This window comes from Nocardioides sp. (assembly GCF_014360585.1).
GTDB lineage: Bacteria > Actinomycetota > Actinomycetes > Propionibacteriales > Nocardioidaceae > Nocardioides.
In genome coordinates this window covers 1-16,344 of record NZ_JACIXG010000054.1, presented here as the reverse complement: position 1 = coordinate 16,344, position 16,344 = coordinate 1, and the positions used below count along the sequence as shown (strand labels likewise).

The following is a 16,344-nucleotide window of genomic DNA, read 5'->3' as shown; positions in this document are numbered from 1 at the left end:
TGTCCGAGTCCCGATGTCCGAGTACTGCCGCGCATATCAACGACGCCAGCAGGCTACCGGAATGTCCCGGTCCGGGCGCGATGGTGTCTGGCAGGATCGACGTATGTCAACACCCTCGGGTCCGGCCGGGAGCCGTGAGCGCATCGTCTTCTCGGACGGCAGCACCGCCGATCTCGTACGAAAGCCGGACGGCTGGGCCATCGAGATCGACGGCGTCGCGCAATCCCACCTCGGAGACCCCGCGCAGCCGCCGAAGCTCGCCTCGATCCGGTGGATGCTGGCGGCGCTCGGTGACCAGGCACCTCGTACGACCGCAGTCCTGGGCGGCGCACTGCTCGCGCTCCCCCGCGCCGTCGCCCACCGGTGGCCCGCGACCACCCAGACGGTCGTCGAGCTCGAACCCGCACTGGTCGAGCTCACCAGGTCACGTTTCCCGTTGCCCGCCGGGATCACCATTGAGACGGCTGACGCGCGCTCGTGGCTGGAGGCCCACCCAGGCTCGGAGCACGACGCCATCGTCATCGACATCTTCGTCGGCAACCGGATCCCGCCGGCCTTCACCTCGCTGGAGTGCATGACAGCGGCGCGGAGCGCGCTGCGCGAGGAGGGCCGGCTGGTGCTGAACTCCGTCGCCGGCCCCGAGCTGCTCTTCACCCGCCGTGAGCTCGCCACGCTGCGTACGGTCTTCGAGCATGTCGCGATGATCGTGCAGGGCTCCGCGCTCGCGGGCGCGAGGTTCGGCAACGCCACGCTGATCGCCTCGGCGTGCCCGATCGACAGCGAGGCGATCCGCTCGGCGCTAGCCGGCGACCCGTCGAAGGGCGCGCTGGTGACCGACCTCGACCCGATCATCGACGGAGCCTCTCCGATCAGCGACGCCGACCAGCTCTGGTCCCCGGAGCCGAACCTGCCCGACGCGAGCGCCGCGCTCCGGCTCCTCGAGCAGACCCGCCGGGCCGTCGACACGCTCAGATCAGCCGTGGAATGACCTTCCGCCCTCTTTGTCTAGCGAGATTCGGCCCTATCGCTCGGCAGATACCAGTGCAGGCATCGTCAGACATTTCTTTTACCGAAACCGGCTTGTAACGTTCAAACAACCTGCCGGCGACTTGCGGGCGGGATGCTTGATGCGCAGGACAAACCACGATGTAGACCATCTATCCGTTGCAGGGGGGACCTCGATGGAAACACTCACCGCGACCAAGCCTGAGGCGAACAGCTCCACGAAGCAGCACAGCCTCAAGTTCCGGCACGCCAGTGCCCTGACCAAGCTCATGGACGAGCGACAGGACCTGCGCGGTGTTCACGTGTTCGCCGACTTCGTCGACGACTCGGTGCGCTGGTCCGCATGACCAGCATCTGAAGATCCATTGCGTAAGGCCCGGCCGATGACGGCCGGGCCTTCGCGCTCTTCGGGGGTCGGCTAGAAGCTGCGGTGGACGACCCGCCCGCCGACCGTGGTCAGCACGACCCCGCCGTGGGCGATCGCGGCCAGGTCGCCGACCGAGGCCCGGAGCGGATCGATGTCGAGCACGGCCAGGTCCCCGCGTGACCCGGGCCCGACCGTGGGCTGGCCGTCGACCGAGGCCGCCAGGGCCTCCTGAGCGGTCAGCGCCTGCTCCGGGTGCCACGGCTCCTTGCCGTCACGTGAGCGGCCGACGGCGGCGGAGATGGCCAGCCACGGATCGAGCGGCGCGACCGGAGCATCCGAGCCGAGCGTCACCCGCACGCCCTCGTCAAGCATCCAGCGGGTCGCGAAGCAACGGTCCTCCCGCCCCGGCCAGACGCCTTCGGTCATCTCGCGGTCGTCGAGGATGTGCGCCGGCTGCACCGACGCGGTGATCCCGAGCCGAGCCATCAGCGGCAGGTCCTCGCGACGTACGAGCTGGGCATGCTCGATGCTCCCGCGGGCACCCGTAGCCGCGTACGCCACCAGAGCCTCCGACACCGCCCGGTCGCCGATCGCGTGCGTGGCCACCTCGAGGCCGGCCGCGTGGGCCTTACCCAGAAGTCCGCGCAGCTCGTCCGGCGACTGGTTCGGCGCCCCGCAGCTGTCCGGGTCGTCCGCGTACGGGTCGCAGCACCACGCTGTCCGTGTGCCGAGCGAGCCGTCGCTGATGATCTTCAACGGCCCCATCGTCAGTCGGTCCTCGCCGGCGAGCAGCGGGTCGCCCGTACGCAGGCCCTCGGCGATCGCATCGTCGAGCTGGTCGGCATAGGAAGCGACCCGGATGCGGACCAGGTCGCAGCCGGAGGTCCACCGCGACCGCCAGTCGTCGAGCCGGACGCCGACCTCGAAGTCGGTCATCCCGACCACCCCGAGCGCGGCGGTCCGGCTCAGCATCCGACGGTAGGCCCCTGGGGCGCTCCCGTTGGACTCGAAGAGCTCCGCGACGCGCGGATAGGCCTGGTACCACTCCGTCTCCTGCACCATGTCCTCACGCCGGGGCAGCTCCACGGCGTCGAGTGCGGCGGTGTTCAGCCAGGCGTGGTGGAAGTCGTGGTTGACCAGGATCGCGGGCGTGCCGCCGGTGACCGAGTCCAGCTCGGAGACGGTGCCCCAGCGGTCCCAGGTGCCGGCCGAGTGGCCCATCCCCACGATCGCCTCGCCCGGCTCGACCTCTCGTGCGGCCGCGGCCACCCGCGCCAGCGCCTCGGCAGGCGAGCGAGTGCCGTGGAGGTCCAGCCGGCTGGCCCGCAGCGTCCACTGGCCGAGGTGGGTGTGGGCGTCCCACAGACCCGGCACGAGCCAGCGGCCACCGGCGTCGTACGTATCGACGCCGTCCGGTCTGGACAGGCCTTCTCCGACCGCCGAAACGACACCGTCGGCAACGAGAACGTCAACCACCCCGACGGGCACGTTCGCTCGGGGTGAGAGCGGAACGATGCGTACGTTCCGGAGGAGAAGGTCGGGCATGAGCAGACGATAAGGATTCTTCCCTCCCCCGAGCGAATCAGAATCAGCGCCGCTTGAAGATTCCCCTGACGAGCTCTCTTGCGGCGGTGCGCGCGGCCTGCCGGAACGCCGTCGAGTTCACCACCGTCTCGACCATCGAGTCGTCGTCGCGGGAGCGAGATCGCGAGCGCGAGGACTTCTTCGGAGCGCTCTTCTTCGCCGCCTTCGCTTCCGCCTTCTCGGCCGCCTCCTCCTCCGCTTCGGCCTTCTCTGCGGCCGCCGCGGCCTCCTTCCTCACCTCGAGCTGGTCGACGGCGGACTCGACCTCGACGGCAGCGGAGTACTTCGCCGCCAGCGGCGACCCCGCCACAGCGGCTTCCATCGCGGCAGCCTCTACCGGAGCCATCAGCGACTCGGGCGCCCGCAGCCGCGTCCACGCGACCGGCGTCGGCGCGCCGCGCTCGTTCATGACGGTCACGATCGCCTCGCCGATCCCGAGCGTCTGGATGACGGCGCCGAGGTCGTCGTAGGTCGAGGTCGGATAGGTGTTGACGCTCGCCTTGAGCGCCTTCGCGTCGTTGGGCGTCGCGACCCGCAGCTGGTGCTGGACCCTGGACCCCAGCTGACCGAGCACGTCGTCGGGGACATCGGTCGGCTTCTGGGTGACGAAGAAGACCCCGACTCCTTTGGAGCGGATCAGCCGGACCGTGGTGGTGATCTGGTCCAGGAACGCGTCGGAGGCGTCGTTGAAGAGCAGATGAGCCTCGTCGAAGAAGAACACGAGCTTCGGCCTGTCGATGTCGCCGACCTCGGGCAGCGCCCGGAACAGCTCGGCGAGCAGCCACATCAGGAAGGTCGAGAAGATCGCCGGACGGTCCTGCAGGTTGGGCAGCTCGAGCAGCGAGATGATCCCGGCGTCCCCGTCGTTGCGGATGAAGTCGGTGACCGCGAAGGCCGGCTCACCGAAGAACTCGTCCGCGCCCTGGTCGGAGAAGGCGATGAGCGTACGCAGGATCACCCCTGTCGTGGCGGACGAGAGGCCGCCCAGGTCCTTGAGATCGGCCTTGCCCTCGGCCGAGACCAGCCACTGCAGCACCGCTCGCAGGTCGTCGAGCCCGATCAGCTTCAGACCGGCCTTCTCGGCGTAGTGGAAGACGAGCCCGAGCGAGGACTCCTGGGTCTCGTTGAGTCCCAGGACCTTGGCCAGGAGAGTCGGACCGAAGGCCTCGACCGTCACCCGGACCGGGATGCCGGTGCCCTCCCCGCCGAGAGCGAAGTATTCGACCGGGAAGCCGCGCGCCTGCCAGGTCTGCCCGACCGACGCCGCCCGTGCTGACAGCTTCTCGCTCGACTCACCTGGGGCGGCCAGCCCGGAGAGGTCACCCTTGATGTCTGCGGCGAACACCGGCACCCCGGCCGCAGAGAGCTGCTCGGCAAACAGCTGAAGGGTCTTCGTCTTCCCCGTGCCCGTCGCGCCCGCGACCAGGCCGTGCCTGTTCAGCATCCCCAGAGGGACGCGGATCGGCGTCTCCGTCAACGTCTCGGCGTCTGCCATCAGCGCCCCGAGCTCGAGGGCTGTGCCCTCGAACCGATAGCCAGGTCCGACCGCTTCCGAGAGTGCAGCAGCATCCGTCATGGGCTGACTCTATGACTTCGTGGCCGACAGGGCGCCGAAGCGAGCGCCGTTCCAGTGCGTGTCCGGCAAGGCGGAGGAGGAGGCGGCCCGGTGTTGGCCGTCGACCGACGACAACGCCGCCGGGCGCGTGCTGGGGCGGCGCGCAGCCGGCGATCTCCTGTCGGGCACGAAGTCATGTGTTGGGTTTTGATCTGAGGGCGATACAGTCACGAGGGTGATCTTCAAGCGTGTCGGCGACTCTCGCCCCTACCCTGACCATGGTCTGACGACCAAGGGGTGGGCTGCGCTGCCTCCTCGGACGGTCCGCCTCGACGAGCTGGTGACCACCAAGGACACCCTCCAGCTGGTGGCTCTGCTCAACGAGGACTCGACGTTCTTCGGCGACCTCTTCGCCCACGTCGTCGAGTGGAACGGCGAGCTCTACCTCGAGGACGGGCTCCACCGGGCGCTCCGGGCAGCGCTCCAGCAGCGCAACGTGCTGCACGCCCGCGTGCACAGCCTCGGCTAGAGGCCCACCAGCGGTTAGGCTCGGCGGCATGCTCGATTCGGCCCTCACGGGACTTCGTACGTTCATCATCCTCGCCGTCCTCGCGGTTGCGGTCGCGCTCGCCGGTGCCTGGGGATGGAAGTCGATGACCGCACCCTTCCCGCAGAAGGTCGACGTCGGGCCGTGCGTGGACACCCCCGTGAAGAAGGGCTCCGAGGTCTACCCGTCGCAGGTGGTCGTGACCGTGCTCAACGCCAGCACTCGGGCCGGTCTCGCCACCCGGGCGATGACGGACCTCGTCGATGCGGGCTTCATCAAGGGCCGGACCGGCAACGCGCCCCGCGGCACCAAGCTGAAGACCGTCGAGGTGTGGGCGCCCGACAAGGACGCTCCCTCCGCCGCGCTCGTCGCGAGCTGGCTCGGCGACGCGAAGATCGTCGAGACCAAGTCCGACATCCCCGGCATCGTGGTCATCACCGGCGAGAACTTCCCCGACGTCACCGGCGGCGACAAGACCGTCACCGCCAAGGCCGACGCCACGATCTGCAGCCCTCCGGTCGAGTAGGGCGCGTACGGACTCAGCGCAGCCAGCCGGCCAGGCGACCCTTCCGGCTGACCATCTCCAGGCGGCGTTCGGCCTGCTCACGCTGGTGACGGGGCACCACCACCAGCATGACGTCGCGGGCGCGGAGGACGGTGGTGCTCTCCGGGACCAGGCTGTGGCCGTCGCGGATCAGCAACGACACCGAGGACCCGGAGGGCAGCCGGAGCTCGCTGATCTCCACACCGTGGAGGCGTGACGCACGCGGGATCCGGAGCTGGATGAGGTCGGCCGCGATCTGCTCCAGCGGCGCGACGTCTAGATCGAGCGAGCGCGGATCGTTGGGACGGCCGACCCCGAGCACCCGAGCGACCCAGGGCAGCGTCGGTCCGGTCAGCAGGGTGTAGACGACGACCATCACGAAGACCAGGTCGAAGAGGTCCTCGGCACCCTCGACGCCCGCGGCGAGGGGGATGGTGGTGAGAACCACCGGCACCGCGCCGCGCAGCCCCGCCCAGGAGACGAACGCCGTCTCCCGCCACGTCATCCGGGAGACCACCGTGCTGACCAGCACCGACGCGGGCCGGGCAAGGAAGGTCAGGATCAGTCCGGCGGCGAGCGCGAGCCCGATCGTCTGGAGGTCGATACGCCCCGGGGAGAGCAGCAGGCCGAGCATCACGAAGAGCCCGATCTGGGCCAGCCAGGCGACCCCCTCGGCGAAGGACCTGGTCGCACCGCGGTGGGGCAGGTCGGTGTTGCCGAGCACCAGGGCGGCCACGTAGATCGCCGCGAACCCGGAGCCGTGCAGCCACGCCGATCCGCCGTAGGCGAGGAACGCCAGCGTCATCACGGCCAGCGGGTAGAGACCGGCGGAGGGCAGCGCGGCCCGTCGCATCAGCCAGGCCCCTCCGAAACCGACGAGCAGGCCGACCACGATGCCCAGCAGCAGCTCGCCGATCACGATCCCGGCCACGACGATCGGCGGGTTCTCCGCGATCGCGCCGCTGGCGATGAGCGTCACGATCACCACGGTCGGGGCGTCGTTGAGCCCCGACTCCGCCTCCAGGACACCGGTCAGCCGCTTCGGCAGCGGCACCACGCGCAGCACCGAGAACACCGCGGCCGCATCGGTCGGCGAGGTCACCGCGCCCAGCAGGAAGGCGAGCTGCCAGGGCAGCCCGAGCAGATAGTGCGCACCCACCGCGACGATCCCGATCGAGACCACCACCCCGACGGTGGCCAGCATCATCCCGAGACCGAAGGAGGGACGTACGTCCTTCCACGATGTCGTCAGACCACCTTCGGCCAGGATCAGCGCCAACGCCCCGAAGCCGAGCGCGTGGGCGAGGGCAGCGTCGTCGAACCGGATCCCGAGCACCGACTCACCGAGGAGGACGCCCATCAGCAGGTAGATCAGCAGCGACGGGAGCCCGGCCTTCGTCGACACCTGCACCGCGAGGATCGCCAGCAGCGTGACCAGAGAGCCGATCAGCACGAACATGTCGAGCTGATGGACGTCAAAGCTCATGAGCCTGTCGCTCGCAGATGCTCGCTCATGTCGTGGGTCCCCCTATGACCTCCGGATCTGCATCCTAATGTTTGGTCCCATGGATCGCCTGACTGTCGCCCGACGCGCGAACGTGCCTCCCTTCCACGTGATGGACATGCTCGAGCGGGCGGCTCAGCGGCAACGGACGCACGCCGATCTCATCTCGCTCACCTCAGGACAGCCGTCCACTGGGGCGCCGCAGGCGGTCAGCGCCGAGGCGGTGCGGCTGCTGCAGAGCGGCGACCCGCTGGGCTACACGCCGGCGACCGGCATCCTCGAGCTGCGCCAGGCGATCGCGGGCCATCACCGAGCGTGGCACGGGATCGAGGTCTCCCCCGACGAGGTCGTCGTGACCACGGGTGCCAGCGGCGGCTTCCTGGCGACCTTCCTGGCAGCCTTCGACACCGGCGACCGGGTGGCGATGGCTCGGCCGTCCTACCCCTGCTACCGCAACGTGCTCGCGGCCCTCGGTTGCGATGTCGTGGAGATCCCGACCGGTGCGGCCGAGCGTTTCCAGCCGACCGTGGAGCAGGTGCGAGAGCTGCACGAGCGGGTCGGCCTGAAGGGGCTCGTGGTGGCCAGCCCGGCCAACCCGACCGGCACGATGCTGCGGCCCGAGGAGCTGGCGGCGCTGGCGCGCTACTGCGAGGAGGCCGGCATCCAGCTGATCTCGGACGAGATCTACCACGGTCTGACCTACGGCGGCGACGGTGGCCGTGGCCGCAGCGCGTGGGAGACCTCGCGCGATGCGGTCGTGTTCGGCTCGTTCTCCAAGTATTTCTCGATGACCGGCTGGCGCATCGGCTGGCTGCTCGCCCCGGCCCATCTGCGACGCGCGATCGACGTCCTGGTCGGCAACTTCACCATCTGCCCACCAGTCCTCGCCCAGCACGCGGCGATCGCGGCGTTCACCCCGGACGCCTACGCCGAGCTCGACTCTCATGTGACGCGCTACGCCACCAACCGCGGCGTCCTCCTCGACGGGCTCCGCTCGCTCGGGGTGACCGAGATGGCGCCGGCCGACGGGGCGTTCTACGTGTACGCCGACGTCAGCCGCTGGACCGACGACACCATGTCGTGGTGCCACCAGATCCTCGACCGCACGGGCGTCGCGATGGCTCCGGGGGTCGACTTCGATCCCGTCGAAGGACACCGCTTCGTACGCCTCTCCTTCGCCGGCTCCACCGCCGAGATCGAGCAGAGCCTCGACCGCCTCTCCGTCGTCCTTCGCTAGGAAGTCGCGATCGATTTTGAGAAAGTTCGCGATTTTACGTTTAGGAACCGCTCGAGCGGGGTAGGACCATCACAGAGACCTGTCCGAGGAGGGATATGTACGGCGAGAGCGACGTGATTCGTCGTCGGGTGAGCCGTCTGCGAGAGCAGGCGGACGACATCCGAGCGAGTGCCGACAAGCTGGTGGTGCAGGCGGAGTCCGTGCCATGGCACGGTCGGGCCGCCGAGTCCCTCCGCGGACGGATGAAGGAGCGAGCCACCGCGCTGCGAAGCGTGGCCGAGCAGCATGACCGCGCGGCCGACACGCTGGCCAAGCATCTCAAGCAGGTCGACCTGTTCAAGGAACAGATCGCCGAGGCCGAGGCTCGCGCCGAGGCGCTGGTCGCTGATGGCGAGCTCGACGGATTCGAGGCCCCTGAGCCGGGCCACAAGGACTGGCTGGAGGTCACCCTACGATGACCACGATCGACCTGGGTCCCGCGCCGAGCGCGCCGACCGAGCCGTGGGCGGGGGTGCCTCGCCGCGTCGGCCTGACCCTTCCCGAGCTCACCCACGCCTGCGAGAACATCGGTGCTCCGCTTCCGTTCGAGGTCGCGACACACCGCGACGAAGGGCTCGACGCCCGGCTGGGGCGTACGCGCTCGGCAGCCGAGGCCGAGGCTCTGGCTCGCGCCGTCGCCGGCTTCGGCGAGGGCAGCACCTCGCTGCAGCGGCGCGACCTCCTCGACCCCGACGGCACTCTCGACTCCGGGATCGCCGGCGCCCTCGGGCTCTTGGCCACCCCCGAGGTGGTCATCGACCTCGATGTCGTCGTCGACGGCGTTCGTGGCCGCGCCTGGCACCGACAGAAGGGCGAGGCGGCCGCCTCGCTGGCGACCGTGGACGGGCTCGTCTTCGAGCTCTCCTGGTATCCCTCGGCGGCCTGGGCGACCGAGCTCGGGCGCACCGCCACGCTGCCGGGCGACACCGCCCGGCTGACCTCGGCCGTGCCTGAGCAGCTGGAGGTCCCGTTCGCGACCGCTGACGCCGTCTTCGAGGCACTGCGGACCGGCCGCGGCGACCTGGTGCCGGTGCTGACCGCGGGCGACGTCGTCGTCGCGAGCGCCCTCGAGGCGCTGTCCAACGAGACCCACGGCCGCCTGCGCGCCGTCGTCGCGACGACCGCCGACCCGGAGAACCCGCTGATCGGCACCGTCTCCTGGACGCTGGTCAACGACGGCTGGCGCTCGATGCGTACGGTCTCGCTCGATGGAGAGCTGACCCTGATGATCACCAGCGTGGAGCCGTCCGAGCTCGCCGCAGAACTTGCCCCTGTCCTCGCGGAGGTGGTCCGATGAACGACCGAGCCAACGACTCAGCCAACAACCCGGCCAACAACCCGGTCAACGATCCGATCGACCGTCTGGGCCCGCTTCCCGGTGGCGCCCCCGACTCGGTGGCACCGCCGGCAGGCCCGGAGGAGAAGTACGAGCAGATCCTCGGCCTGGCCGGCTCCATCGGCGACGCCGGCGCACAGCTGCGCGAGTGGGCCGAGCTCGGCGCTGAGATCCTCGCCGACGACGACGTCACCGAATCCGCCGGCCTCTCGCCGAAGACCTGGGAGCCGGCCGAGGAGGAGATCCGGTTGGTGACCTCCGAGAAGGGTGGTCTCCTCGGGCTCGGTCAGGCGCTCGACGCCGACGCGCTCTCGGTCCGCGCGACAGTGCAGACCTACCGCTGGATCGATGAGCTCCAGGCCGCGGTCCGCAGCTCGTTGGGTGCCATCGCGGCCAACGCCCTCGACTACCTCGCACCCGAGGTCGAGCTCGGTGGGTCGCTGCTGTCCGCCGGTCTGATCGAGACCGATGCGCTCGACCGTGAGGGCGTCACCGCCTACCTCGGCGAGCTCGCGCAGGGTCATCCCGAGCTGATGGACCACATCGCCACCGGTGGCGGACTGCTCGAGTCGCTCGAGCTGCGTTCGCTGCTCACCGCCGACTTCCCGCGCGGCGACGACGCCGCCGCGGCCGCTGCGGGGGCGCTGCGGGCTGCCGGCATCGACGTGTTCGCGGCCGATGCCGGGCACGCGCTGCGTGATGTCGGTGGGGCCCTGGCCTCCGCCGAGGACGACGACCCGGCCGGTGACGTCACCGCGGACACCCCGGCCACCATCGAGGAGCTGATCCGCACCCTCGAGGCGACCGAGACCGGGGTCGCGGTCCAGCAGACGGCCCCCGGTCGCTACATCGCCTATCTTCCGGGGCCCTACACCGGCAGCCGCCGGCTGCGGCTCGTCTCCGGTGACCTCTCCGCCTACATCACCACGGCATCGCGGACCATCGAGGAGTCGGTCGAGGCCGGCGCCCACGTGATGCTCGTCGGCGCTGCGGCAGGGGGAACCGCGGCGGCAGCGATCGCTGCGGCAGCCGGGGCTGCGTACGTCGTGGACCAGGTGGTCACGGTCGGTGCTCCGGGCGCGGCAGCGCCGCGGGTCCCGGAGAGCACCCGGGTGCTTTCACTGGAGGACCGCTCCGACCCGGTCGCGCTCCTCGGCGGGCTCATCAACGCAGGTGTCGGACACCGGTTCACGGTCGTCTACGACGGCGCTGCCGCGCAGGAGAGCCACTACATCGCCGGTGGACGGGCGGCAGACAACGCCGGCCACGACGAGCTCCGCGACGAGATCAGCCGCATCCGCAGCCTGGGGTACCTTGCCTGACGGTGTCGGATCGATAGGGTGAGGAACACCGCCGCGCCATCTTGATCCGGCTTGACGGATGCCGGATACGTACGCGGTGGGTGCTCTGACACCTACTCGATCGGTCCCTGTGAAGTCCATCGTCGTACACGCCGGCCTCCCCAAGACCGGCACCTCCGCCGTTCAGGCCTTCCTCAACGCCAATGGGGAAGTGCTCACGAAGGCCGGCATCTTCTATCCAGCGCACACCGTCGACAAGAACGGCATCAGCGCCGGCAACGCCGGATCGCTCATGGAGCGTTCGGGCCACCTCTTCGTGGCCTCGTCGCGGGAGGTGACGAAGACGCTCGAGGAGTTCGAGGCAAGCGGCTGTCACACCCTGCTGCTCTCCTCGGAGGCCTTCCTCCCCGAGCTGCGCGGGCTCGCCGAGCTGCTGCCGCCGCAGGCTCAATTCGTCCTGTACGTCCGTGACCCCCTCGCCTTCCTGGAGTCCGACTACAACCAACGGGTCAAGCGGATCGGCCACCTGGAACCTTTCGCGGCGGAGCCGGACGCCTACGGCGGGTGGCTGGGTCACGAGCACCTCTACAACGCGCTCGGCTCCGAGGCGGTGCGCTCCCGGCTCGTCCTGCGGCCCTACCTGCCCGAGCTCTTCGTCGGGGACAACCTGCTCACCGACCTGCTCGACACGGCCGGGATCGACACTGCCGGACTCGGCGACCTGCGGCTGCAGAAGGTCAACCTCTCCTACTCGCTGCACGCTCTGGAGATCAAGCGCACCCTCAACGCCCTCCCGCTCGGGCCCCAGCTGCAGGAGCGCCTCGACGTCCACCTCCAGTCCTGCCCGCTCGGCCCGATGACCTACACCCTGATCCCACCCTCCGACCACGAACGGCTCCGCAAGATCGCCGACGACGAGCTGCGCTCGCTGGCGCTGCGCTACGACATCGACTCCCTCGAGCCCATGCGTGAGCTGTTGCAGGAGAAGTCGCCCAAGCCCTACCACCCGCAACAGCTCACCGAGGACGAGGTCGACGCCGTCGTCCGGCACATCGCCACCGTCGGCAAGCACCTCACCCGCCGGATCGCCCAGATCCTCGTCGAGCACCCCGAGATCGAGCTGGCCCATCCCTCTTTGCGCGACTCGTTCGCCGCCGCTGCCGCGGAGTTGGACAAGGCCACAGCCGGGCGCCAACAGCGCTGGTGGTCCCGCTGGTTGAGCCGCGAGCGCTAGCGAGCGTGTCGAAACCAACACGGTCGTCAGCTGTGTTGGTTTCGACACGCCTCCGCCTAGCGGCTCCGGCGGCTCAACCACCGGGGATGGTCAGGCCAGATCGGCGACCACGATGGTGTGGTTGTCCGGCTCCCCGGCGGCCGCGACCGCAGCCGCGACCGCATCGGCGACCTCCTGCGGACCGGCCTCGGCGGTGATCAGGGCGGCGAGGTCATCGACCCAGGAGTGGACGCCGTCGGTGGTCAGCACCAGCCGGTCGCCGGGCATCAGATCGAGAATGATCTCGTCTGCGACGACGCCGGGGACGAGCGCGCGGTTGAGCACAGACCGGTGCTCGTGCGAGCGTGCCTCTTCGGCGGTGAGCTGGCCCGCCTCGACCATGGCAGCGACCACCGTGTGGTCATGCGTAGCCTGGCGTACCTCTCCGTCTCGCACCAGGAAGACCCTGGCGTCGCCGATGTGGGTGATCCGCGCGGTCGAGCCGTGCAGGTCGACAGCGGTCAGGGTGGTGCCAGCCTTCGAGACGTCGCGGGCGACCTCGGTGATGGCGTTGGCCAGGCCCCCGGCGGCGTACGCGGTCAGGGCCGCCCCGGCGAGGTCGTCACGTGCTCCGAAACCGTCGGCGACGGCGATCAGCTCCGGGGTGAGCAGGACGGCGTCCTGCTGGGTGGCGCGGCCACCCTGCTCGTGGCTGACGCCGAACTCTGCGCGCAGCCTGTCGGTGGTCGTGGTCATCGGTCGTGCCTCGTTCCTCAATCCGTGGACGAGGGCGGAGACCATGGTGCGGCGCGTGGCGGTGTCGGCCTCGACCTGGCGCCAGTAGGTCTCGACCTCGGCCGCCGCACGAGCAGCGGGCATGTCGAGAACCTCGCGGACCCGGGCCAGCGGCATCCCGACCAGCCGCAACGACGCCACCAGACGGGCGCGTTCGACCTGGTCAGGGGCGTAGCGACGATAACCCGACGACGCATCCACCTCTGCAGGCAGCAGCAGACCGAGGTCGTCGTACAACCTCAGCGCCTTCGGTGTCAGCCCGGTCGCCCGGGCGAAGTCGCCGATGTTCACCAGCCCCTCCAGGCCGCTCATGGTCGCTCGCTGACGCTCACTCATGGTCACCATCCTCCCCGGTGATGGTCACCGGTGAAAGCAGATTGGCTACCCAGAATGGACTCTGCCCGTGGGGGAATCTCAAGCCCTATTTGCGCCCACAGATAGGTTCACCTCCATGAAACTGCGTGCGCGTGCGCTTGAGCTTCTCGTCTTCACCGTCGGTGTCGGCACCCTGGGATCCGAGATGGCCGCGGCACGCCTCCTCGCTCCCTGGTTCGGCGACTCGACGATCGTATGGGCCAACACGATCGCGACGGTGCTGGTCGCTCTCGCGATCGGCTACTCCGTCGGCGGCCGGCTCGCCGACCGGAACCCGAACTCCGCCAGCCTCGCCAGGATCGTGCTGTTCGCCGCTCTCCTGCTGGCTGCCGTGCCATTCGTCGCCAAGCCGTTCCTGCCGCTGGCGGTCAGGGCGGTCGAGCAGCTCAGCGTCGCTACATTCGCCGGCTCGCTGGTCGGGGTGGGAGTCCTGCTCGCCTTCCCGCTGTTCCTGCTCGGCATGGTCAGCCCGTACGCCGTCCGGCTGAGCGTCGAATCCGTCGAGGACTCCGGCCACGCAGCCGGCCGGCTCTACGCGATCTCGACGATCGGCTCGCTGGTCGGCACCTTCGCCGCCTCGCTGTTCCTCATCCCCGTGGTCGGGACGCAGCGTACGTTCTTGATCTTCGCCTTCCTGATCGCGCTTGCCACGATCCCGCACCTGGCCCGCAAGGACTCGGCCAAGTCCGCGCTGCCCGCCGTGCTCGTACCGATCGTGATCCTCGGCCTCACCGCGCTGCCGACCGGGTCGGTCAAGACCGTGACCAGCAACGGCGGTGAGGTGATCTGGGAGAAGGAGACGGAGTACCAGTACGCCCGAGTGGTCGAGTACGACGACGGCAGCCGCTACCTCGAGCTCAACGAGGGCCACGCGGTGCACTCCGTCTACAAGGAGGGCGAGTGGCTCACCGGCGCCTACTGGGACGAGATGCTCTCGCTCTCGTACGCCGGCGCGGAGGCCCCGAAGTCGGTGGCGATCCTGGGCTCGGCCGCCGGGACGACCGCGCGCCAGTTCGGCCACTTCGCCCCCGAGACCCGGGTGGACGCCGTCGAGATCGACGAGGACGTCACCGAGGTCGGCCAGGAACTCTTCGACCTCGAGGACCAGCCGAACCTCCACCTCCACACCGCCGACGCCCGCCCGTGGCTGCAGAAGCAGACCCGGAAGTACGACGCGATCATGGTCGACGCCTACCACCAGCCCTACATCCCGTTCTACCTGACCACGAAGGAGTTCTTCGCGCTGGCGAAGTCCCACCTGAACCCGGGCGGGGTGCTGGTCGTGAACTCAGCCCACCCGGAGGGCTCGACAGCGTTGGAGAAGGTCCTCACGGCAACCCTGCGTACCTCGTTTGGTGAGGCGGTGTGGCGGTCTGACTCCGGCCCCACCAACACCCACCTGATCGCGACCGTCGACCCGCAGGCCGACCCGGTCGCCAGCCTGACCGCCACCGCGGAGTCGCAGCCCGCCGACCTGGCCGGTGCCCTCACCGACTCTGCCGCCCGGATCGAGCCGGCGCTGCGGGGCGGGACGGTCTACACCGATGACGTCGCGCCGGTCGAGTGGCTCACCGACCTGAGTCTTCTCGAGGTTGCCTGACCCATCGGGTCGTTCCACCACCCCTATCGGTGTCTTACGCAGGCACCCGACGCAGACCTGGTCGGGTGCTACCCGGCTGAGCCGCCGCGGCGGCAGCACGTGCCAGGTGCCCAGCCTGCGGCCGCACATGGTCAGGACGTACCCGTTGCTCCTCTTGGTCGAGCGAAGGTGCCAGAAGCTGCCCCGGTCGGTCCGGTAGACCAGCGGGTCTTTGGCCAGGATCGGCTGCCTCCCGCTGGTTCTCGGGCTGAGTCTGTCGTCTACGAACACGAATTCCCCCCAAGGAATGTCGATGGCTCTCGTCGTTGAGTGCCTCGAGACGCCGGTCTCCAGCGGGGGCCAGGCGCCCAACGCCCCGAGGCTTGTTCGACCATAAGTCCACTCGTTGCAATGGGTCAAGGCTGAAAGGCTGGGGCTATGCGGCTATTCGGGATCTGTACGGCTCAGTAACGTGTTCTCCTATGAGCAACCCCCGTCCGCGCGGCCTGCCGAAATACCTCCACGTGGCCGACTATCTGCGGGCCCAGATCGACGACGGCACCTACCTGCCGGGCGAGCGTCTACCGACCGAGCCCGAGCTGATGGACACCTTCCCCTACGACCGCGCCACGATCCGGCGAGGCCTGGCGGTGCTCCGCAACGAGGGCCTCATCACCAGCGAGCAGGGCCGCGGAGTCTTCGTACGCGACGCCACCAAGACCCGCTACGACCTGATGAGCATGCTGATCACGGACCCGAGCCACCCGGCGAAGCCGGACGCGGCCTACCACCAGCCGCCGCGCGGTCCGGACGACGGCATCTCGGTCGAGCACTCCTACGAGGTGATCGCGGCCGGCGAGAAGCTCGGGGAGGCCTTCGACCTCGACCCGCGCAGCGAGCTGCTCACCACCACCTTCACGTTCTACATCAGCGGTGACACAGCCGAGTACCGGACCACGGCCTACATCCCCTACCCGCTGGTCGTCGACACCCCGCTGGCCACCCCGAGCGACGACTGGCCGCAGCCGCCGATCAAGGACCTGCTGGCCACGGTCGGGGTCAAGGTCACCACGGTCGCGATGGACATCGAGTCACGCATGCCGACGCCACAGGAGACCTTCGACCTGCAGATCCCCGACGGCACCCCGGTCCTCTCCGACCGGCGCCGGTTCCTCGCCGACGACCGGGTCGTCTGCGTCACCGACTCCGTCGGCGTCGCCGACCGGATCGTCTACGGGCTGGACCTCAAGCTGCAGTGACCCCCGCCGGCTGCTGGTCGAGCCGCCGTCGAGAGGGACGAACGACGGCGTGTCGAGACCAACACAGTCCCCTGTCGCGCTCGATGGGACTGTGTTGGTCTCGA

At 69.4% G+C, this 16,344-nt stretch carries 15 protein-coding genes; 11 read left to right on the top strand and 4 right to left on the bottom strand.

All coding sequences use genetic code 11. From position 1 onward, the window contains the following. Positions 1-103 precede the first annotated feature (103 nt). The gene (locus tag H5T77_RS17260) at positions 104-988 is read left to right on the top strand and encodes a spermidine synthase (protein ID WP_292651279.1); all 885 of its coding nucleotides are present in this window, start codon (positions 104-106) and stop codon (positions 986-988) included. A 193-nt stretch (positions 989-1,181) separates the two neighbouring features. Further along, positions 1,182-1,352 carry a hypothetical protein gene (locus H5T77_RS17255; RefSeq protein ID WP_292651278.1) on the top strand — a complete coding sequence of 57 codons (171 nt, stop codon included), beginning with the start codon at positions 1,182-1,184 and terminating at the stop codon, positions 1,350-1,352. Positions 1,353-1,423: 71 nt separating this feature from the next. Here the strand turns inward: H5T77_RS17255 and H5T77_RS17250 are convergent, their stop codons facing one another. Both H5T77_RS17250 and H5T77_RS17245 read right to left on the bottom strand, forming a co-directional pair. Further along, positions 1,424-2,917 carry an amidohydrolase gene (locus tag H5T77_RS17250; protein ID WP_292651276.1) on the bottom strand — a complete coding sequence of 498 codons (1,494 nt, stop codon included), beginning with the start codon at positions 2,915-2,917 and terminating at the stop codon, positions 1,424-1,426. Between the two features lie 43 nt (positions 2,918-2,960). After that, a complete protein-coding gene (locus H5T77_RS17245; protein ID WP_292651275.1) occupies positions 2,961-4,532 on the bottom strand; it encodes a helicase HerA-like domain-containing protein in 1,572 nt (523 codons plus the stop codon). A gap of 214 nt (positions 4,533-4,746) precedes the next feature. On the opposite strand from H5T77_RS17245, the gene H5T77_RS17240 reads away from it, so the two are divergent. Further along, complete coding sequence (locus H5T77_RS17240; protein ID WP_045551249.1) at positions 4,747-5,040, top strand: type II toxin-antitoxin system VapB family antitoxin; 294 nt, start codon at positions 4,747-4,749, stop codon at positions 5,038-5,040. Positions 5,041-5,068: 28 nt separating this feature from the next. Then, positions 5,069-5,584, top strand: coding sequence for a LytR C-terminal domain-containing protein (locus tag H5T77_RS17235; protein WP_292651268.1), 516 nt, complete (start codon positions 5,069-5,071; stop codon positions 5,582-5,584). A 13-nt stretch (positions 5,585-5,597) separates the two neighbouring features. Here the strand turns inward: H5T77_RS17235 and H5T77_RS17230 are convergent, their stop codons facing one another. Then, positions 5,598-7,088: a potassium/proton antiporter gene (locus H5T77_RS17230; RefSeq protein ID WP_292651266.1), complete on the bottom strand. Its 1,491-nt coding sequence runs from the start codon at positions 7,086-7,088 to the stop codon at positions 5,598-5,600. Between the two features lie 79 nt (positions 7,089-7,167). On the opposite strand from H5T77_RS17230, the gene H5T77_RS17225 reads away from it, so the two are divergent. From H5T77_RS17225 to H5T77_RS17205, 5 genes are all read left to right on the top strand, one after another. Continuing rightward, positions 7,168-8,343 (top strand): pyridoxal phosphate-dependent aminotransferase, encoded by a 1,176-nt coding sequence (locus H5T77_RS17225; protein WP_292651265.1) that lies wholly within the window; start codon positions 7,168-7,170, stop codon positions 8,341-8,343. Between the two features lie 95 nt (positions 8,344-8,438). Beyond that, positions 8,439-8,801 carry a hypothetical protein gene (locus tag H5T77_RS17220; RefSeq protein WP_292651263.1) on the top strand — a complete coding sequence of 121 codons (363 nt, stop codon included), beginning with the start codon at positions 8,439-8,441 and terminating at the stop codon, positions 8,799-8,801. Beyond that, entirely contained in the window at positions 8,798-9,679 is an 882-nt protein-coding gene (locus H5T77_RS17215; protein WP_292651261.1) for a hypothetical protein, read from the top strand. The genes H5T77_RS17220 and H5T77_RS17215 overlap by 4 nt, the downstream gene beginning before the upstream one ends. Further along, positions 9,676-11,040: a hypothetical protein gene (locus H5T77_RS17210; RefSeq protein ID WP_292651260.1), complete on the top strand. Its 1,365-nt coding sequence runs from the start codon at positions 9,676-9,678 to the stop codon at positions 11,038-11,040. The genes H5T77_RS17215 and H5T77_RS17210 overlap by 4 nt, the downstream gene beginning before the upstream one ends. Positions 11,041-11,149: 109 nt before the next feature. Continuing rightward, positions 11,150-12,253, top strand: a complete 1,104-nt coding sequence (locus tag H5T77_RS17205; RefSeq protein WP_292651258.1) for a hypothetical protein — start codon at positions 11,150-11,152, stop codon at positions 12,251-12,253. 90 nt (positions 12,254-12,343) lie between these two features. On the opposite strand, the gene H5T77_RS17200 is transcribed toward H5T77_RS17205, so the two are convergent. Further along, entirely contained in the window at positions 12,344-13,363 is a 1,020-nt protein-coding gene (locus H5T77_RS17200; RefSeq protein ID WP_292651257.1) for a MerR family transcriptional regulator, read from the bottom strand. Between the two features lie 115 nt (positions 13,364-13,478). Here H5T77_RS17200 and H5T77_RS17195 point away from each other — a divergent pair, with 115 nt between their 5' ends. After that, positions 13,479-15,002: a spermidine synthase gene (locus H5T77_RS17195; protein ID WP_292651255.1), complete on the top strand. Its 1,524-nt coding sequence runs from the start codon at positions 13,479-13,481 to the stop codon at positions 15,000-15,002. A 461-nt stretch (positions 15,003-15,463) separates the two neighbouring features. Continuing rightward, entirely contained in the window at positions 15,464-16,240 is a 777-nt protein-coding gene (locus tag H5T77_RS17190) for a GntR family transcriptional regulator (RefSeq protein ID WP_292651253.1), read from the top strand. Positions 16,241-16,344 lie beyond the last annotated feature (104 nt).